Below are 20532 nucleotides of genomic sequence, written 5' to 3' on the forward strand. Positions count from 1 at the left end.
TCCGAACAGGGAAGTTAAGCCCGCCAGCGCCGATGGTACTGCTACACCAAGTGGGAGAGTAGGTCGCCGCCTTTCTTACAAAAGCCCCTTCACAAAATGTGAAGGGGCTTTTTTTATGGGGTGTACTCAGGGATTTTACTTAATAAACCTATTTAATCCCTACTTCTTCGGGGTTTACTGTACAAATACCAATTTCAACATAAAATCTCTTATTAGTTATGGAAAAATATAACATAATGTAATGATTCTTATAAGAGAGTTTTATTTTTACACCAAACCAAACCAAAGCCAATGAAAAATACCCTATCAGCACTAATTTTTATCTTTTTCCTATCTGCGTGTACAGAGTCCGAAAAGATGACTCAAAAAGATACCGAAAACTCCAGCGAGATGGTTATTCCTTTTACCGCTATCAACCTTATTGATTTTGGTTCCTTTCAACATAATTCCAATAATTGGCAAATTGTTGGAGATGTATATGTCAATCGATTTGAGGAAAATTCTATTCATTCTGAAGAGGGAATTGGCGTGTTATTAAATAAGCCTACCAATGACTCGAAAAATCATTTGATTACAAACTTCGAACATGGTGATTTGGAATTGGAAGTGGATGTTATGATACCTTATAAATCTAATTCGGGCATTTATTTTCAAGGAAGGTATGAGGTACAATTGTTTGATAGTTGGGGAGTGGACCATCCAACCTATACAGATATGGGGGGTATTTATCAAAGGTGGGATGATAATCGTGCAGGGGAAGATAAAGGTTTTGATGGGCATTCGCCAAAAGAAAATGCGTCTAAGGCTCCGGGCCTATGGCAACACCTAAGAGTTATTTTTCATGCCCCTAAATTTGACTTTTCAGGGAATAAAATAGCAAACGCTACATTTGAAAAAGTTTGGTTGAATGATGTACTTATTCATGAGGATGTTGAACTTTCAGGTCCTACCAGATCAGGACTGTCTAACGAAGAGGTTGAAAAAGGGCCATTAATGATTCAAGGAGACCATGGTCCTGTAGCCTTTCGTAATTTAAAATATAAATCCTATGATGATTATCAATTAGCTCTATCTAATTTGAAGGTGGTTGAATATGATTACAAGGGAGTTCACATACCTAACTTGGACACTATTCCTGTGTTAAGGAAATTGGCTGTAGACAGTGTTAGTTCTTCTGTTATAACTGAAAATAGGGTCTTTAGGTTAGTAGAGTATAACGGCGATTTAATCGTTCCAAAGACTGGGGAATATTTATTTCAAACAAAATTTCATAGCGCAGGTGGTGCTTTGTTAATTGATGGAGATACCATAGTTATGCAGGATGGGTCATTTGAGGTAAATAACCCTGGAAGAAACATTGTTGAGTTGAAAAAAGGTAAAACTCCATTTCAGTTTATCTATAATAAAAATAATCAGTGGACTAAAGGCTTTGAGATTGGATACGAAGGGCCAGGAATTCAATTACAAAAACTAAGTGCGCCTGGTTCCTTGGTTTTTCATGAGGTAAATGATAATGATAAGGTGGTTTTGGAAGCACATAGTTCAGTCGTTGCCCAAAGGGGTTTTTTCATGCATAATAATATCAAACGTACGCACACCATTGCGGTGGGGTCACCAGTAGGGACGCATTTTAATTATGATTTGTCCTCTGGTACATTACTTGCAGCATGGAGTGGGACATTTTATGACGTCACGGATATGTGGCACAATAGGGGTATAGAACAGTTAGGTAGACCTATGGGTTTTACGTTGTTGTTTTCGGGTAAACCACAATTTGCAAGTTTGGATTCGGAAAAAGCCGTTTGGCCAGAAAATGATTTTGCTGCTTCCCCCCAGAATTATGATGGATATGAATTAAACGAACAAGGCTACCCTATATTTTTGAGAACTATTTCAGGAGTACAAGTATTGGATAAATTAGAACCGCTTGGTACCTATCGTAGTTTGAATCGTAAAATTACTAAAAAGGGAGATAAGGCAATTTGGCATAGATTGGCTGAAGGGGATGCTATTAAAGAATTGCCAGATGGTACTTTTCTAGTGGATGGTGCTAATTACTTTATAGAAATTAAAACAGAAGGTATTACACCAACATTGCGGAATAATGAGGGTACCGAGGAAATGTTGGTAAAAGTTCCAGCAGGAAATAGTTCATTAGAGTATAATATCATTTGGTAAGTAAGTCATGCAAATACGAAATATTTATATTTTTTTAATCACATTTATTGGAAGCTTCCAATTTGTATTCAGTCAAACGGAAAATGCAAAAAAAGAGTCTATTTACTACAAAATAGTGGATGTTCCAATTCCTGAGGATGTAGTTTTGGAGGTTGGAGGATTGGCTCTTACCGATAGGGACCAACTGGGAGTTTCTACAAGAAGGGGAGAAGTGTGGGTTATTGATAATCCATATAGTAAATCTCCAAATTATTCACTTTTTGCTCAAGGCCTCCACGAAGCCTTAGGTCTCAATTATAAGGATAATAGTTTTTTTCTTTCTCAAAGAGGGGAATTGACAAAATTAACTGATAGAGACGGCGATGGTAAGGCAGACCTTTATAAAACTATTTATGCATGGCCTCTTTCAGGTAATTATCACGATTATTCCTACGGTCCCAAATTTACGGAAGATGGGGATATGTTGGTAACGCTGAATTTATCTTGGATAGGTCACGGAGCCAGTCTTGCTAAATGGAGAGGTTGGCTGCTAAAAATTTCACCCGAGGGAGAAATGGAACCGATTGCTACGGGCTTGCGTTCGCCCTCTGGTTTTGTTTTAAATGCCTCCGGTGACATTTTCTATTCTGAAAATCAGGGAGACTGGGTTGGTTCCGGTAGAATTACCCATTTGGAGAAAGGTGATTTTGCAGGTAATCCCGAGGGTTTGGTTTGGTCTGGGGAGCCTAATTCGCCCATCGATTTAAAAATGGAAGATATTGAGGAGCAATCCGGATTGAGCCTATATGAATATGCCAAGAAAGTTCCCGCACTAAAAGCTCCTGCCATATGGTTGCCCCATACTATATTAGGTATTTCAACCTCAGATATGGTTTTTGATGAAACTGGGGGGAATTTTGGTCCGTTTAAAGGTCAAATGTTTGTAGGGGATCAAGGGCATAGCAAAATAATGCGTGTTGCCATGGAGAAGGTGAACGGCGTGTATCAAGGAGCTGTATTTCCTTTTGTAGAGGGTTTTTCATCTGGAATTCTCAGAATGTTGTGGGGTAGCGATTCTAGTATGTTCGTTGGGATGACAAGTAGAGGATGGGCTTCCACAGGTAAAAAAAGTTTTGGTCTACAGCGGTTGGTTTGGACCGGTAAAATGCCTTTTGAAATGAAAACGATAAAAGCCAAGGATGATGGATTTCTCATAGAGTTTACCAAGCCTGTAAATGTATATCTGGCTGAAGATCTTGCTAACTACGAAATTACCAGCTTCAATTATTTATATCACAATACTTATGGTAGCCCTATCGTTGATCAGAAAAAGGCAAAAGTAGTAGATGCTCAACTTGGAGAAGATGGTAAAAGCGTTTATTTGAAAATTGACGGTATGAGAATTGGTTTTATACATCAAATCAAATCCCCGATGATAAAATCCAATAGCGGTGAAGAGCTTCTGCATTCAACCGCCTATTACACCTTGAACGAAGTTCCGGGAGGAGCTTTAAAATCTAAACCTCTAGAAGCGCTTTCAGCAGATAAAGGTGTAGAACAGCCTAAAAGAAAAAATGAAATGCCGCTCACATGGGTAAATGGTCCTAATAAAAAGGTGGTAATTGGTACAGAACCCGGGTTGAAGTATAGCATTAAGGAATTACGGTTGCAGAAAAGATCTAAAGTAGAAATAACCTTCACCAATAATGATGATATGCTGCATAACCTAGTGGTAACTCAAAAAGGTGAGGAATCTGTAAATGAAGTGGCTAAGTTAGCCTTGGATTTAGGGCTTGATGGTGCTGACGTTAATTATGTACCCGATTCTGATTTGGTCTTGGTGCATACTGGTATTTTACAGCCAGAGGAGGCCGAAACCATTTATTTTGAAGTGCCCAATGCTACGGGGGAATATTGGATAGTTTGTACCTTTCCAGGTCATGCCAATACCATGCGTATTAAGCTGATAGTGGAATAATAGTTGATTTGAACTTATTAAATTAAGTATGGAGGCTTTGCACATCAAAGAGGAAAAGCTGAATGCCATTTCTCATTTGGTTGGGATGCTTCTGGCCCTGTGTGGGCTTATAATCCTATTGTACAAGAATGATAATGAGTCGGTAATATCGGTTGTTGCTATCATTTTATACTCTATTACTTTAATTTCTATGATGGGGGTTTCGGCAGCCTATCATTTTGTGAATAGACCAGCGATCAAGCATAAACTTCGAGTTTTAGACCATATCAATATCTTTTTTTTAATTGCGGGAACGTATACCCCGGTCACCTTACTTCTACTAAATGACGGAAATGGTCTTCTTATATTTTGGATTGTTTGGGGCATCGCCTTCGTAGGCACTATTTTTAAACTGTTCTATACGGGTAAATTGGAGTACCTTTCACTGTTGCTTTATATCATAATGGGTTGGTTAATTGTATTGGACATTAGTAATTTAACAAACATTATGTCTTCAACAGGGCTTTGGCTATTGTTTCTTGGTGGTCTCTTTTATACCTTTGGAATCCTTTTTTATGCAATCGATAAAATTCCCTTTAATCATTTTATTTGGCATCTGTTTGTATTGGCTGGAGCAATAAGTCATTGGTTGGTCATGTTTATAGATGTAGTGTGAAAAATTTTGAAATAGTATTGCGCATTTTTAAATAATGAAATTGTTGAAAAAGAGTCTTTTAAGCGTACTTCCAACTATTTTTTTGTTGGTTGTTGCCATGAGTTGTAATGAGAATTTTGAGGAACCTACCGTATCATTGGACGGATATAAGGTGGAGGAAGGGTTTAATTTGGAGGTAGTTGCTTCAGAACCTTTTCTGGAAGCTCCCGTGCAAATTGACTTTGATTCCCAGGGCCGTATTTGGGCCGTTGAAATGAACGGATTTATGCGTCAACTGGATGGTGTTGGAGAAAACGCTCCAACAGGTACCATCAAAATTCTTGAAGATAGGGACGAGGATGGCGCTACAGACCATGTAAAAGTTTTTCTGGATAGTTTGGTAATGCCTAGGGCCATAAGTTTGGTCTATGGTGGAGTTCTTTATTCAGAGCCACCCAACCTATGGTTTGTTGAAGTTGATGAAGATGATAAGCCTGTGAATAGGGTGTTGGTAGATTCTTTATACGCTTTAGAAGGAAATCCAGAGTATCAACCAAATGGGCTTCATCTCAATGTAGATAATTGGTTATATAATGCCGGTAGCCATTTTAGGTACCAAAGAAAAAATGGGGAATGGATAAAGGAACCTACCACCTATAGGGGGCAATGGGGAGTAACCCACGATAATACAGGTAGATTGTACTACAATAATAATTCCACCCAACTTTTAGGAGATTATATTCTACCCAATAGATTGGTACGCAACGAGTTTTTAATTCCTAATAAAGGGGTCAATCAGAGGTTAACATCGGACCAAAGGGTTTATCCTTTGCATGCAGCTAGGGTAAACAGGGGCTATGTAGATGGGGTTTTGAACAGTGACAGTTTGCTACTGGAAGTTACTGCGGCATGTGCTCCGTTTATTTATAGGGGAGGGACGTTTCCGGAAGGCTACGATGAAAATGCATTTGTGTGTATACCGGAAATTAATGCGATAAAACGAAATATACTTGACTTTAAGGGTGATAGGGTTGAGGCCCATCAAGCTTGGGAAGGCAAGGAGTTCTTGGCGAGTACAGATGAAGGTTTTAGACCGGTATACCTTACCACCGGTCCGGATGGTAGCATGTACGTGGTAGATATGCATAGAGGGGTGATTCAGCATCAAGCGTTTTTGAGTCCATACCTGAAAAAAAAAGCCATGGAAGCGCAACTTGATACAATCATTAATTCAGGTAGGATTCTTAGAGTTAGCAACCAATCCCAAAAAAATAAAACGGTTCCCAATTTGGATGAAATGGGGCCAAATGAGTTGGTTCAACTGTTAACCAGTTCCAATGGTTATCTAAGAGATCAAGCGCAGCATCGCTTGGTATATAAAAAATTGACTGCTGCAATCCCATCCTTACTGGAATTGGCCAGAAATAAAGAGCATCCTGTATCCCAAATTCATGCACTGAATACGCTGAACGGACTAGAACAAGGTCTGGATTCTAATATGTTGATTGAAGTGGCAGAAAACAGTACACCGGAAGTGGTGGCCCATGCGGTTGTTATCTTGGAGAAATTTATTCGAAATTCGGATGCTGAAAAAGTTAAAAACCTCTTTCTTAATTTGTTCAATAGGAATGACAAGGGCATTGATTTGTATTTGGCCAGTACCATTGGTATTTGGGCCAATGCTAATTCCGACGCATTTTCTCCTATTTTGCAGGAATTGAAAACCAAGTATCCACTCAATCAGGTTATTCAAGAAGCATTGGTAAGTGGAATGGGAAATCTGGATGATAAAAATAGAGAAGAGTTGATGCTAACTGAAAAGGACTCTTTATTGGCACAAAACCTCGTGAGGAATTTTAAACGTAAAACCGCAGATAAGAAAAACCCAATTTACGTTAGAAACGGTTCCGGACAAGACTCAAGGACCAAAGGAGCTAAATTATATAGACAGATTTGCGCAGCTTGTCATCAAGCGGATGGGACTGGTGCCGAAGGGTTGGCTCCACCGTTAGTGGATTCTGAACATGTGCTTCCTTCGGAAAAACTGGGCCTCATCATATTACATGGATTAAAAGGACCTATAGAAGTGAACGGAACCATGTACGATATGAATCATGCCATGCCGGGATTAAACTCAAACGAAACATTGAGCGACAAAGATATTTCTGCCTTAGTTTCTTATGTTACCAATGCCTTTTCTAAGTATCCTAAAGGATTAAGTGATAAAAGGGTTAAGGAATTAAGAGATATGGCCCCTAAGGAGGGGGGAGGATTTACTATTCAAGAATTGGATAAAACCATAAAAACCATAAAATAAAAAATGGCCGACATTAGTCGGCCATTTTTTATTTGATTTTCCAAGGATTTATTTTCCAATGGGGCTGTCGTCACATTCTAGGTCTCCAGTCACATACTGCATTCCATCCAATAAAAATTGTAAAAACTCCGGATTGTCCAAAGTTTGGGCATTATGGGAAGGGGAACTGTAAAAAACCCTTCCTTTACCGTGTTTTTTAATCCAAGAAACATAACTAATATCCGCTTCCGGCTCTTTTTTAAGTCCTTCCAGTTTTGTGACATCTATATATAACAACGGTCTAAAATTATAGTCTGAATAGGCATTATTAAAAAAGTACGGTTCATCTACATGCGTAAATCCATTACCTGAAAATGCCTGTACCAAAGGATGCTTGTCATTCACTTCCATTACGTGCATTTCTTGCTGCTTTGGATGGTAATCAAAGCTGCCTCCTGTCATTTTACTAAACTCTTCTGAGTTATTCTGTACGGTGATAGCCCCGTGTAAAATCATTAAACCACCACCTTCAGCAATATATTCCATAAAACCTTTTTGATATTCTTTGGAAAGAGCGGCAATTTTTTCATCGGATAGGTTGGAGTTCTTTTGAAGTAAATCCCAAAATAAATCACGTTTAGGACCGGCTGGGTTGCAGTTGTTGAAAACTACCGCATCATAGTTCTTTAAGTTTTCTTTTTTAAAACTATCAATATCATAGGAGTTGGTGACCTCAAAGGCACCCGATTTTCTTCCTAAAATTTTAAGCATTTCTATGTTGTGCGGTGCAGTCCAGTGATAAAAACCGGTATGCTGCGAGAATACTAGAACTTTTCTGGTAGGGGCTTCCACCCTTGCGTTATCCGGAGCTAAGTTTTCAATTTTAGTCGTCCACTCTTCATTGGGGTCAAAGGACTCCAAGCTCTGTGCGGTCAGTTTAAATACAGTTAATAAAAGAATTAAGCTAATTTTAATTTTCATTAGTTTGGTTTTTAGAATTTATTTTTGTGAAGACTCCCTAATGATAAGACGATGTTTCAATATGATTTGATCGGCAGTTTCAATATTTATGGAACCACTTAAATGGCTAAGAATACTTTGTCCCGCTAATTTACCCATTTTATATCCCGGATATTCGATAGTGGAAAGTTCTGGGGTAATGACCTGTGCTACCGGGTCATTGTTAAATCCAACTACCTTAATGTCATTGGGTACTTGGTAACCATTACTCCGTAATTCTTTGATGATATAAACTGCTAGAGAATCACTAGAGACAAAAATTCCATCAATGGGATGTACTGATGTTTTTATAAAGTCAATGACCTTTTTGGCTTCGGGGGGAGAAAAATTATCTACCTGAATAACACGCTCCCTAAAATTGTTTTCATTTTCCTTCAGGGCCTTTCGGTACCCTGCATACCTAAGCTTATATACACTTCGGTTAAGACCGGAAGACACATGTATAATGTGCTTACATCCTTGTTGAATAAGATGCTCCGTAGCTTGGTAACCCGCCGCTTCGTTATCAATAATTATAGTTGGGCAGTTGGGTAAATCAATAACCCTATCAAAAAAAAGTAAAGGTATTTTACGATCGGTGAAAATGGAAAAGTGGTCATAGTTCATGGTCTCGTTTGCTAGTGATACCAATAAAGCATCTACGCCGCTTTCAAATAGGGTCTTGGTATTGAACTTCTCCTTTTCTTCCTGTTCCAGTGACTGGCTAATGACCAAATTGTACCCTGCATTATTGGCAATAGTTTCAATACCGGACAACACAGTGGACATAAAATCTGAATTCAACCTTGGTACTATAACTCCAATGGTATTGGACTTTTGAAGGCTTAGGTTAGAAGCAAATTTATTTATTCTATAACCTGTTTCTTTTGCAGCCTCAAGAACCTTTTTTTTTGTTTTTCCACTAATAGATGGATGGTCATTTAAACTTCTACTAACGGTAGCGGGTGAAATCCCTAGCCTCTTGGCTAGGTCGTATATGGTGGTTTTTTTGGACACTTGGCTCTACGCAATAAATTATGCAACAAGTATACAGAATATTTTCAAAACTGGTTAATGTTGAATGTTATTAGTTCCAAAAGAGTGAGGCTAACTAAATCCTAGAGTCCTTTAGGTGGTTTGGTTAACAGGTTTGTTTTTATTTTAAGGTATTAAGGGCTTTTACTAAAGTAATTTATGTAACCGGTTGCGTAATTGGTAATATTTTTTAGTTTTGTTAAATAATAAATTATTCCATTTTATTTGGAAGTGATTTCATTAAGAAATGAAAATGTATAATATCCTAAAAATAATAAGAACCTATTTAGAAAAGTTTATTCTATACTGCCTTGCATTAATTATTTTTCTTTCAGCATCTTGCGAAAAAGAAAAGTCTTTAGAGTTTGCAGTTGCAAAAGGCAATGGAATTCCTTTAAATCAACCTCGGTTTGTTGAGGAAGATGAACTGAAATCCAACGGATTGCAATTGGACAGTTCATTGGTGTTGGTAACGGCAAACGGAAATGAAGTGCCTTATCAACAGGAGGATGGAAAACTATGGTTCATTGCTGGTAAAGAGGAGGAAAGTTCCTTTAAGTTTGCAAATAGACAAGGAAAATCTACAAAAAGTAATCCTTTTAGAATTGAAAAGGAATCTGGAGATTTGACCGTTCAATTGAATGGAAAGTCGGCCATATCTTATCGGTATGGAATGAGATATCCACCAGAGGGCGTAGATTCCCTTTATGAAAAGTCCGGCTACGTTCACCCAATTATCACGCCTAAAGGCGATACCTTGACCAGAATACAACCTGAGGATCATTACCATCACTACGGTCTTTGGGGGCCTTGGACACATACGCAGGTTAATGGGCAACGGGTAGATTTTTGGAATCTAAGGGAAGGAATGGGAACGGTCCTTTTTAAAAATTTTAAAAGCGAAACTTCGGGTAAGTTGTTTTCCTCTTTTACAGCCTCCCAAGAACACATAGATTTAAAAACCCAAGAAAACCCTCAAATCGCCTTGAATGAGGATGTAACGATAAAGGTTTGGGATATCAATAGACCAGACCGATATATGTTCGATTATATCACTAACTTTAGTTCCCCCTTAAAAAAAGGCATCCTCTTTGAGGCATATCGTTACGGAGGTGGTTTGGGTCTAAGGTTCCATGAACGTTGGAAAGCTGATAATTGCACAGTACTTACTTCAGAAGGAAATGATCGGGCAACCGCAGATGGCACTAACGCAAAATGGTGTATTGTAACTGGGGAGTCAACAGATGGCAAAGGAACCAGTGGTATATTGTTTCTAAGTCATCCAAGCAATAGGAACCATCCTGAGCCTATGCGAATTTGGCCTTTGGATGCCAATGGAGGAAGAGGTGATATGTTTTTTGAATTTTGCCCTATACGCCACGAAGAATGGAAAATTGAACCTAATGAGGAATATGGGTTAACTTATAGGATGATAGTCTTTGATGGGGAATTAACCGCCCAAGAGGCAGAAACATACTGGCAAAATTTTGCCAATGAACCAAAAATTGAAGTAACCAAAAATTAAATATAAAGAAGAATGCAACGCAGAAAATTCATTAACAGAACCGCATTGGGTACCGCCGCTATGGTGGGGTTTCCCACTATTGTTCCCGCAAACGTTTTAGGTAAGGATGCGCCAAGCAATAAGATAAACATTGGTCAAATAGGATGTGGCCGTATTGCACGTAGCCATGATATTCATGATACCATTAGATTTGATCAAACCAAGTATATAGCTGTATGTGATGTAGATTCCAAACGTGCAGATGATGCCAAAGTTTTGGTAGATTCCTTTTATCAACAGAAACTTGATAAAAAGAAGTACAATAGCACCAAAGTGTACGAGGATTATAAGGAGATGTTGATGGACAAGGATATTGATGCCGTTGTTATCAGTACTCCTGACCACTGGCACTCACAACCGGCAATGGAAGCGGCCTATGCTGGAAAGGATATCTATCTTCAAAAACCGACTTCCTTGACGGTTAGGGAAGGTCAGCAATTACGAAAAGCCGTAAAAGATACGGGCGTTATTCTTCAAGTGGGTACCCAGCAACGTGCCATGCCACAATTTAGGGTAGCGGCAGAGTTGGTTAGAAATGGTCGTATTGGAAAGATACATACCGTAAAAATAGGCCTACCGGGAGACCCTGCCGGTCCAGAGGCTCCTGCCATGCCGGTACCGGAAAATCTAAATTTTGATATGTGGTTGGGTTCTACTCCAGAAGTACCCTATACGGAAATCGGGGTACATCCCCAAGAGGGCTATAGTAGGCCGGGTTGGTTGCGAATTAGGAATTATGGTGCGGGAATGATTACTGGATGGGGCCAGCACCATTATGATTCGGCTGCTTGGGGAATGAATACGGAACTGACAGGGCCAAAATCGGTAGAGGCACTTGCAGAATTTCCAAAATCCGGATTGTGGAACGTACATGGAGACTTCTTTGTTAAACATGAATATGATAACGGAATGACCGTCTATACCAGTGGAGGCTATACCAATGGAATTAAGTACATTGGGGAAGATGGTTGGATTTTTGTTTCCCGAGGAGCTTATCAAGCTTCGGCTTCCGACCCCGTGGATAAGGAAAAAAGTGCTAAAGCTTTAAATGCTTCGGACCCCAAAATATTGGAATCCGTAATCGGTGAAAACGAAATCCACCTAGAAAAAATAGACGATCAACATGGCAATTGGTTGGATTGTATAAAGACTAGAAAACAACCGATATCAGATATAGAAAAAGGTCATAAAGCTGGTGTAATTTGCTTGATTAGTGACATAGCTATGCAGTTTGACCGAAAGTTGGAGTGGGATCCCGAAAAAGAGGAATTTATCAATGACGATGAAGCCAACGCCATGCTACGTAGGGAACAAAGAAAACCCTACGGTACAGATTATGTGCAGGCCTAATTACTATTTTAGTATATATAAAACACCTCCCAGTTCACGGAGGTGTTTTATTTTTAAACGTACATTTGAAAATAATCTAAAAAAACACTGAAAACTACATAGAATAATGAAGCAATTCGTAACTCTTTTGTGCGCGGTATTACTTTTTTCCTGTGCCGAAGAAAAGAAAAATCAAGAGCCTAGTAATGAAGAAATATCCAGCAAGGTGAAATTAATGACATTGGACCCGGGGCATTTTCATGCCGCTTTGGTACATAAAAAAATGTATCCCCAAGTAGATTCTACTATTTATCTTTTTGCTCCGGAAGGGCCTGAGGTAAAAGACTTTTTAAGTAAAATAGAAGCCTATAATACGAGGGATGAAGCTCCCACTCAATGGACAGTGGAGAGCAATTTTGGAGAGGATTATCTGGAACAGATGATAGCTGATAAACCCGGAAACGTTATGATTGTTGCCGGAAAAAACTCTAAAAAAATCGATTATGTACTAGCAGCGGTAAAGGCAGGTTTAAATGTATATGCAGATAAGCCTTTGGTGATTGACCCGCAAGGTTTTGAAAAATTAAAGGAAGCTTTTAAGGTTGCCAAGGAGAACAATGTGCTCATTTATGATATTATGACAGAGCGCTTTGAGTCTACTACAATGATGCAAAAATTACTATCTACCATGCCCAGTGTTTTTGGGGAATTAACAGATGGAACCGCAGAGGAACCGGCTATTAGTAAAGAAAGTGTGCATCATTTTTTTAAGTATGTGAGTGGAAATCCCTTAGTGAGACCGGCCTGGTTTTTTGATGTAAACGAAGAAGGGGAAGGTATTGTAGATGTGACCACTCATTTGGTCGATTTGGTACAATGGGAAGCTTTTCCGGGCGAGATAATTGATACTGCCAATATTGAAATGGTAAAGGCCAAACGTTGGCCGACTGTTCTAACGCCGGAGGAATTTAATAAAGTGACCGGATTGGAAGCGTATCCTGATTATTTAAATAAAGATTTGAAAGGTGAAGATCTTCATGTCTTTGCCAATGGTGAAATGGTGTACAAGATCAATGGTAAGTTTGCAAAGGTTTCCGTTATTTGGAACTACCAGGCGCCAGAAGGTACTGGAGACACCCACTATAGTATTATGCGGGGCACAAAAAGTGATTTGATCATAAAGCAAGGTGAAGCGGAAGGTTATAAACCTATACTATATGTTCACCCAAAAGAGGCAGAAGGATTTGAGGAGGTTTTAAATGAAGCTGTTAACGGTAAAGTACAGGATGAATTTGCGGGAACCACTGTAGAAAAAATGGAAGATGGTACTTTTAAAATAGCAATTCCAGAGGAGTTCAAAATTGGTCATGAAGCCCATTTTGGACAAGTAACGGAAAACTTTTTGAAATACTACGAGGCCGGCAAACTTCCGGAGTGGGAGGTGCCCAATATGATTTCTAAGTATTACACCACTATAGAAGGGTACAAGATGACCCAAGAATAGGTTTACGAGCTTAAAATTTCCTTGAAATCCGTAAAAAAGGTTTCTAGGCGTAACATAGATACACTTAAAAACACCATGGTTTCTTGCCAGGTGTTTTTATTGTGTATAGAAACATTTTCCTTCAACACATACACCCTGGAGATTTCCTTTCCGTTCTCTAGAAAATATATGTCTTCAAACTGGGCATTGGGCAAATAGTCTTCTGAGGTTAAAAGGGACCTCAAGGATTGTATTTTTTCCCAAAGCTCTATTCGTCTTTCAAGGTCATCGGTCTCAACATCTAAGAGAACCATCGCCTTTTTCGTATCAAAGTGAAATTTAAGGCTCAGCCCCTTTATTTTGGTATTGTAAAGAATCCATTTTTTTGGATATGACTTTCCAAAAGCTATCCAGAACTCTTCTCTCAATTTTTTTGATTCTTCCCTGCTGAACATTTAAATGAAATAAGCGAATAGGATTCCTAAAATAATAACAAAGATTTTCCTCAAGTTAAAGGAGTGGCCTTCAGAGCTCTCGAAAAGAATAACGGTAGAAATATGCAAAAACACCCCAATAACTAGAGCAGTAATAGGAACGTAAAACTCCCGTACCCATTTGTCGTTGGAGGCAATAAAACTGCCTAAAGGTGTCATTAAAGAAAATAGTCCTACAAATAATAATGCCTTTTTAAAAGCTATTTTAGAGTTGAGCAAAAAAATGCTCAATATAATGGCGATGGGTATTTTATGGATCAAAACACCATAAAGCATGGTATGGTGATGACCAATGGGAAAACCCTCCAAAAAAGAGTGAATACACAAACTTAAAAATATGGACAACGGAAAACCACTTTTTTCATGGTTGATGTGTACATGCCCATGTTCCGCACCCTTACTAAAAAACTCCAGAAAAATTTGCAATAGTATGCCTAGCATTACAAAAACTCCCACCGTTTTGGAATCTGTTTTTTCGTAAACAGATGGAAATAGCTCAAAAATGGTCAAAGCGAGCAAAAAGGCTCCGCTAAAGGCCAATACCAGCTTAAAATGGTTTTTGTTGGCAGGTTTAACCGTGTAGACAAAGACAAAGCTTAATAGGACTCCAAGTATTAAAAGTAGGTAGGTCATGAATTTTGATGCGGACGGAATAATGTATCGATTGCTCTTGGTCGGTATTAGGGAGAAAAACTTTCTTACCTCCCAAGGTGTACGAAATAGCCCAAAATCTTAAGGTTTGGGCCAAAATTAACCTATTTTTGCAACTTTCATGTCGTTTTTATGAGTGCAAATTTTAAAATGGTGGCCAAGACTTTATTTGGCCTAGAGGAAATACTAGCTAAGGAAATTCGAAATATAGGTGGCGGTAACGTTGCCATTGGTACTAGAAGCGTCTCATTTGAAGGAGATACCGGCTTTATGTACAAGGCCAATCTGTGCCTAAGAACGGCCATGAAAATTATTAAACCGGTTCATTCCTTCCCAGTTCGTTCGGAAAAGGAGCTGTATCAACGTGTTTATGCCATGGATTGGGAAGAATACCTATCCGTAGACACAACTTTTGCTATAGATTCAACCGTACATTCAGATAATTTTTCGCATTCTCTATATGTGTCCCAAAAAGTGAAAGATGCCATTGTGGACAAGTTTAGGGATACGGAGGGCAAGCGCCCTAGTGTGGACGTAAAATTCCCGGACGTACGTATCAATATCCATATTCATAAGGATTTTTGCAATGTGTCCTTGGATAGTTCCGGAAGGTCTTTGCACCAAAGGGGGTATAGGACTGCTACCAATATTGCACCCATTAACGAAGTGCTTGCCGCGGGATTGTTATTACTTAGCGGATGGGACGGCCAATGTGATTTCCTGGACCCTATGTGCGGTAGTGGGACTATGTTAACGGAGGCGGCCATGATTGCTTGTAACATACCGGTAAATATTAACCGAAAGGAGTTTGCCTTTGAAAAATGGAAAGATTTTGATGAGGAGTTGTTTCATAAGATTGTTGAAGTCTGTCTGAACAAAACAAGGGAATTCCACTATAAAATTGTGGGCTATGATAAGGCGCCTTCGGCCATTAGAAAAAGCTTGGAAAATATTAAGAATGCCAATTTATCCGAATATATAACCGTTGAAAGAAAGAATTTCTTTGAGACGGAGAAGTTTAATGATGGCCCCTTGCATATGGTTTTTAACCCTCCGTACGGAGAACGATTAAATCGTAGGGATTTGGATTCCGATTTTGATGTGGAAGCCTTTTATGCCGATATTGGTGATACCCTAAAAAGGGAATATCCTGGCACTATAGCTTGGTTTATCACCTCCAACCTTGAGGCTTTAAAACATGTAGGATTACGGCCTTCCAGAAAAATCAAGGTTTACAATAGCCATTTGGAGTCTAGATTGGTAAAGTATGAAATGTACGAAGGCAGCAAAAAAGCGAAATATCAGTCTAAATAGGGCTATCTTTTTTCCACTATAAATCTATTTCTCTACAGGTACTGGCTTTTTATCCGCAGGGCTGTTCGCTTTTTTGTAGAGGGGAATTAAATAGGAAATAGAGTAATTGTAACCTACCCCAAAACGACTTCCATCCGTAACTTTATTAAAGCCAGGTATAAATAGGTTTTTGAAATTATCGGGGTCTTTATTGGTAACTAAAAAGCCTAGCCTTGCACTGGTACCTAAATACAGGTTTTTGAACAGTTCCGCCTTTATGCCAACTACAAACTCTAGCCAAGAGGCGTTGAGGCTGCCAAATTCGCCAATTTGTTCCGATCCAGGGGTGAAATCATCAGTGCTCCAATAGCGGTCCGTATTGAAAATTTTATAGTTGTTGAGGGTTTGGCTAAAAGTACTAAAGGCATAGCGACCGCCAATATAAATCATATTTTGCTCTCCATACCAGTTGCCGTAGGTGTTGTAGTCTATCCCTAACTTTAGATAACTTCCTGAGGCGGTAAAATCATAAAGATCTCCGGAGATATCCTCAATGGTACTGCCCAACGGCACGCCTATAGTCTTTTTCTCATTGCCCAATTCCCCTGCCAAGTATAGTTTTTGGGTCAAGCGATAATCCGCTACCACTTCCAACCCCGTATAGTTTTCCTCCAAGAAAGAGATGAGGGGTCTGCTTAAATCTGCCCCAACCCGTAATCCATAGGATTGTTTGTAGGTGACCGTGTCCTTTTTGTTGAGGTCTATAGGTTTTTCTTGGGCATTTGAACCCAATACCCACATGACCATTAGGGCGCTAATGAAGAATCTTAACATGTGCCGAGAATGTATTTTCTATGGTAGTGGTAACCAATCTTATTTCTTTGATCCAGAGACTGTCTATAGGCTCGTTTAGGCTGGTACCCAAATTATCATAATTAACGATATAACCGCAGGCCCTAGATTGGTATAACTCCCTTGTTTCATAATTAAAAGTAAGGGTGTCTATATTTTTGTCATCAATTGATGTTTGCCTAGAAAGTATAAATGAAGTGGTATTGGAGTCTACCCTTAGTGGCAGCACAATGGAATCTAAGGAAACGTTGTCTATGGTATCTTGTGCGCCTTCAGGCAAAAGTCCGCTAACAATCAGATTTTGTGCCTCCTTTGTTTGTGTCGTATCTATAATGTCATAAAATCGAATGACCAGATTTGGAGTATCGGCATCTACACAGATGTCATCTTTTTCGCAGGCAGCAAAGGATAGGATGCCTATACACAGTAAGAGTACGATTCTCAATTTATTCATTGGGCGCAATCTTTTCTAAAAGTACAACATTTTCCACATGGTGTGTTTGTGGGAACATGTCTACCGGTTGCACTTTGGTAACTTTGTATATCTCCTTCATCATTTCCAAATCCCTTGCCTGGGTAGCACTATTGCAACTAACATACACCACTTTATTGGGGGCGATGTTCAATATTTGCTGTACCACATCCTTGTGCATACCATCTCTTGGGGGATCGGTAATAATAACATCAGGAACGCCGTTTTGAGCTATAAACGACTCATTAAAAACGTTTTTCATATCGCCCACAAAGAAATCTACATTTTCAATGTTATTTCTTACGGCATTGGCCTTGGCATCTGCAATTGCTTCTGGAACCGACTCTATTCCTACTACTTTTTTTGCCTTTTTAGAAACAAACTGTGCAATTGTCCCTGTTCCCGTATACAGGTCGTATACTAGTTCATTGCCCTCAAGGGCTGCAAAGTTCCGGGTAATTTTATAAAGCTCGTATGCCTGTTCAGAATTGGTCTGGTAAAATGATTTGGCGTTGATCTTGAATTTAAGGCCCTCCATTTCCTCAAAAATATGGTCCCTACCCGAAAAACAGACTATCTCCTGATCGTAAATGGTATCGTTCTGTTTTTGGTTTACAACATAGAGTAGGGAAGTTATTTCTGGGAATGTTTCTTTTAAGTAGTCCAAGAGTAAGCTTCTTTTTTGTGCATCATCCTCAAAAAACTGAACCAATACCATAATTTCTCCAGTTGAAGAAGTACGGATCATAAGTGTTCTTAGCAAACCATGTTGGTTTCTTGGGTTGAAAAATTTCAACCCGTGTTCAACGGCAAAATTTCTGGTGGCCAAACGTATGGCATTGGAAGGATCCTGCTGCAGATGGCATTTTTTAATGTCCAAAATTTTATCCCACATCCCCGGTATATGAAACCCTAAGGCATTCTTGTCGTCAAATTCCTTTTCGGAATTAATTTCGTCCAATGTCAACCATCTACTGTCCGAAAATGAAAATTCCATTTTGTTCCTATAGAAATATGTTTTTTTGGAACCCAGAATAGGAGTAGTTTCGGGCAATTCTAAATGTCCAATTCTTCTAAGGTTGTTCTCAACCTCCTTTTGTTTATAGAACAATTGGTGCTCATAGCCCATATCCTGCCATTTGCATCCTCCACAAACCCCAAAATGCTGGCATTGTGGTTCGGTCCTTTTGTTTGAAAAGGAATGGAATTTGGTAGCCACACCCTCAAAATAGGCCTTTCTCTTCTTAGTGGTCTGTACATCTACAACATCACCGGGTACGGTATTGGTCAGGAAAATAACCCGCCCATCCGGGGCCTTGCCCACCGTTTTGCCTTTGGCACCGGCATCAATGACCTCTACATTCTCAAAAACCTTTCGCCTTCTGTTCTTTCGCATGGCGTAAAAATAGAATGTTTCTGTCAATAGAAAGGGAGGTTTAAGAGATAATTAAAGTATTCAACTTTTAATCTAGGGAAGCAACACCTTCAACCTTAATTTTATAGGACTCTTCATCGATATTTTGTAATTTTACGGCTCTACAAGGATGATTTCTCTCCTACGCTGAATTTTCGTTTCGGCTCTTGCCGGTAAAATCGAAAGGATAAAGGTATAGAAGGAATTACTGAAGTTTTATTTAAAGTAATTTTTTATCATGTCAGTTTTAGAAAAAATGACTTCTCAAGATGCAATAGCATTGGAAGACAAATACGGTGCGCACAATTACCATCCGCTACCTGTGGTACTAAGCAGGGGCGAAGGTGTTTATGTTTGGGATGTTGAAGGAAAAAGGTATTACGATTTTCTATCGGCTTATTCTGCAGTGAACCAAGGCCATTGCCATCCAAAAATTGTGGAGGCGATGACCCAACAGGCCAAAACATTGACACTCACTTCTAGGGCCTTTTACAATGATATGTTGGGTACTTATGAGAAGTACGTGACTGAAACATTTGGTTTTGACAAGCTTTTGCCAATGAATACCGGTGCCGAAGCGGTTGAAACGGCTTTAAAAGTCTGTAGAAAATGGGCCTATGAAGAAAAGGGTATTCCTGAAAACGAGGCTAAAATTGTTGTATGTGAAAATAATTTTCACGGACGTACAACGACCATTATTTCTTTTAGTAACGATCCCGTAGCCCGAAAAAATTTTGGTCCCTATACTACCGGATTTGTTAAAATAGCCTACGACAATCTAGAGGCGCTCGAGAAGACATTGAGTGAAAATGATAATATAGCTGGCTTTTTGGTAGAGCCTATTCAAGGGGAAGCGGGAGTCTATGTTCCGTCTGAAGGATATCTCACCAAAGCAAAAGCCTTGTGCGAAAAATATAATGTGCTATTTATTGCCGATGAGGTTCAGACGGGTATTGCCAGAACCGGAAAAATGTTGGCAGTAGATTATGAAAACGTTAAACCGGATATTTTGATCCTTGGCAAGGCACTCTCCGGTGGAGCGTATCCTGTTTCGGCGGTATTGGCGGATGATAGCATTATGGGTGTTATAAGGCCAGGCAACCACGGAAGCACCTTTGGGGGAAATCCCGTAGCTGCCGCTGTTGGTATGGCGGCTCTAGAAGTTGTCAAGGAAGAACAACTGGCTCAAAACGCCCATAGCCTAGGGGAGCTTTTTAGGGAGAAAATGAACGAATTTATTGTAAACTGTTCTATTGTGACCAAAGTAAGGGGCAAGGGACTGTTGAATGCTATTCTGATCAATGATACCGAAGATAGTTCCACCGCTTGGGATATTTGTATGGCGCTAAAAGAAAATGGACTTCTAGCGAAACCGACGCACGGTAACATCATTAGGTTTGCGCCTCCTTTGGTAATGAATGAGGAACAATTGCTGGAGTGCGTTAGTATAATTACATCCACTTTAAAAGAGTTTGACAACTAATTTTAAAGTGTAGTGTAGTGGAAGTAAAAAGCCCGTTCCAACTATAGGAACGGGCTTTTTATTGGATAAGAATATGTCTTTAATCAAGTCCTACACCAAAACCATCTGTGGTAAAGAATGCTATTATGGCACCAAAGTACAAAATGGTAAAAAGTAAGAGTACAATGGAAATACCTATACATATATAGGAAAGTGTTTTACCGGTTTTGGCATTTTCTATTCCCGTATAGAGATTAGGATTTTCGTCATATAGCTTTTGGGCACTTTTGGCACTATTAAGGCCAATTATACCAAAGATAAGGGCAAAAGGACCGCAGCATACAAAAGGTGCGATAACCCCTATAATGCCCATGGTTAAGGCCGTACTGGCTCCGGGTAATTGTTGTTGGTTCATATCC

Annotated in this window: 17 protein-coding genes and 1 rRNA gene; 10 read left to right on the forward strand and 8 right to left on the reverse strand. The window is 39.3% G+C overall.

The genetic code is table 11. The features are described 5' to 3' along the window. The 5 genes from rrf to IL355_RS14390 all read left to right on the forward strand — a co-directional run. Positions 1 to 75: ribosomal RNA gene (gene rrf, locus IL355_RS19465) — 5S ribosomal RNA — on the forward strand; the annotation flags it as partial. 216 nt (positions 76 to 291) lie between these two features. Beyond that, positions 292 to 2178, forward strand: coding sequence for a family 16 glycoside hydrolase (locus IL355_RS14375; protein WP_192462829.1), 1887 nt, complete (start codon positions 292 to 294; stop codon positions 2176 to 2178). A 115-nt stretch (positions 2179 to 2293) separates the two neighbouring features. Then, entirely contained in the window at positions 2294 to 4135 is a 1842-nt protein-coding gene (locus tag IL355_RS19385) for a sulfocyanin-like copper-binding protein (RefSeq protein WP_317175500.1), read from the forward strand. A gap of 28 nt (positions 4136 to 4163) precedes the next feature. Further along, positions 4164 to 4790 carry a PAQR family membrane homeostasis protein TrhA gene (gene trhA, locus IL355_RS14385; RefSeq protein WP_192462831.1) on the forward strand — a complete coding sequence of 209 codons (627 nt, stop codon included), beginning with the start codon at positions 4164 to 4166 and terminating at the stop codon, positions 4788 to 4790. 34 nt (positions 4791 to 4824) lie between these two features. Continuing rightward, positions 4825 to 7086: a DUF7133 domain-containing protein gene (locus IL355_RS14390; RefSeq protein WP_192462832.1), complete on the forward strand. Its 2262-nt coding sequence runs from the start codon at positions 4825 to 4827 to the stop codon at positions 7084 to 7086. Positions 7087 to 7134: 48 nt separating this feature from the next. Here the strand turns inward: IL355_RS14390 and IL355_RS14395 are convergent, their stop codons facing one another. Next, positions 7135 to 8046 (reverse strand): ThuA domain-containing protein, encoded by a 912-nt coding sequence (locus IL355_RS14395; RefSeq protein WP_192462833.1) that lies wholly within the window; start codon positions 8044 to 8046, stop codon positions 7135 to 7137. Positions 8047 to 8064: 18 nt separating this feature from the next. Further along, positions 8065 to 9081 (reverse strand): LacI family DNA-binding transcriptional regulator, encoded by a 1017-nt coding sequence (locus IL355_RS14400; protein ID WP_192462834.1) that lies wholly within the window; start codon positions 9079 to 9081, stop codon positions 8065 to 8067. Between the two features lie 271 nt (positions 9082 to 9352). Between IL355_RS14400 and IL355_RS14405 the strand changes: the two genes are divergently transcribed. From IL355_RS14405 to IL355_RS14415, 3 genes are all read left to right on the forward strand, one after another. After that, positions 9353 to 10624, forward strand: a complete 1272-nt coding sequence (locus IL355_RS14405) for a DUF6807 domain-containing protein (protein ID WP_192462835.1) — start codon at positions 9353 to 9355, stop codon at positions 10622 to 10624. Positions 10625 to 10636: 12 nt separating this feature from the next. Beyond that, positions 10637 to 12013, forward strand: coding sequence for a Gfo/Idh/MocA family protein (locus tag IL355_RS14410; protein WP_192462836.1), 1377 nt, complete (start codon positions 10637 to 10639; stop codon positions 12011 to 12013). A 106-nt stretch (positions 12014 to 12119) separates the two neighbouring features. Beyond that, on the forward strand, positions 12120 to 13496 hold the full coding sequence (locus IL355_RS14415) for a putative oxidoreductase C-terminal domain-containing protein (protein WP_192462837.1): 1377 nt from the start codon (positions 12120 to 12122) through the stop codon (positions 13494 to 13496). A gap of 2 nt (positions 13497 to 13498) precedes the next feature. On the opposite strand, the gene IL355_RS14420 is transcribed toward IL355_RS14415, so the two are convergent. Further along, positions 13499 to 13930, reverse strand: a complete 432-nt coding sequence (locus tag IL355_RS14420) for a DUF4268 domain-containing protein (RefSeq protein ID WP_192462838.1) — start codon at positions 13928 to 13930, stop codon at positions 13499 to 13501. Continuing rightward, entirely contained in the window at positions 13931 to 14602 is a 672-nt protein-coding gene (locus tag IL355_RS14425) for a ZIP family metal transporter (protein WP_192462839.1), read from the reverse strand. It lies immediately after the preceding gene. 150 nt (positions 14603 to 14752) lie between these two features. Here IL355_RS14425 and IL355_RS14430 point away from each other — a divergent pair, with 150 nt between their 5' ends. Beyond that, a complete protein-coding gene (locus IL355_RS14430; protein ID WP_192462840.1) occupies positions 14753 to 15934 on the forward strand; it encodes a THUMP domain-containing class I SAM-dependent RNA methyltransferase in 1182 nt (393 codons plus the stop codon). A gap of 24 nt (positions 15935 to 15958) precedes the next feature. Here the strand turns inward: IL355_RS14430 and IL355_RS14435 are convergent, their stop codons facing one another. The 3 genes from IL355_RS14435 to rlmD are packed head-to-tail and all read right to left on the reverse strand — an operon-like array spanning position 15959 to position 18633. Then, a complete protein-coding gene (locus IL355_RS14435; protein WP_192462841.1) occupies positions 15959 to 16747 on the reverse strand; it encodes a DUF6048 family protein in 789 nt (262 codons plus the stop codon). Then, positions 16728 to 17219 (reverse strand): DUF6452 family protein, encoded by a 492-nt coding sequence (locus IL355_RS14440; protein WP_192462842.1) that lies wholly within the window; start codon positions 17217 to 17219, stop codon positions 16728 to 16730. Before IL355_RS14440 ends, IL355_RS14435 begins: the two co-directional genes overlap by 20 nt. After that, entirely contained in the window at positions 17212 to 18633 is a 1422-nt protein-coding gene (gene rlmD / locus IL355_RS14445) for a 23S rRNA (uracil(1939)-C(5))-methyltransferase RlmD (RefSeq protein ID WP_192463078.1), read from the reverse strand. The genes IL355_RS14440 and rlmD overlap by 8 nt, the downstream gene beginning before the upstream one ends. Before the next feature lie 256 nt (positions 18634 to 18889). On the opposite strand from rlmD, the gene rocD reads away from it, so the two are divergent. Further along, positions 18890 to 20134 carry an ornithine--oxo-acid transaminase gene (gene rocD / locus IL355_RS14450; protein ID WP_192462843.1) on the forward strand — a complete coding sequence of 415 codons (1245 nt, stop codon included), beginning with the start codon at positions 18890 to 18892 and terminating at the stop codon, positions 20132 to 20134. A gap of 79 nt (positions 20135 to 20213) precedes the next feature. On the opposite strand, the gene IL355_RS14455 is transcribed toward rocD, so the two are convergent. Then, entirely contained in the window at positions 20214 to 20528 is a 315-nt protein-coding gene (locus tag IL355_RS14455; RefSeq protein WP_192462844.1) for a CCC motif membrane protein, read from the reverse strand. Positions 20529 to 20532 lie beyond the last annotated feature (4 nt).

Origin of the sequence: Euzebyella saccharophila, assembly GCF_014855495.1 — a bacterium.
In the GTDB taxonomy this organism is placed as follows: Bacteria; Bacteroidota; Bacteroidia; order Flavobacteriales; family Flavobacteriaceae; genus Euzebyella; species Euzebyella saccharophila.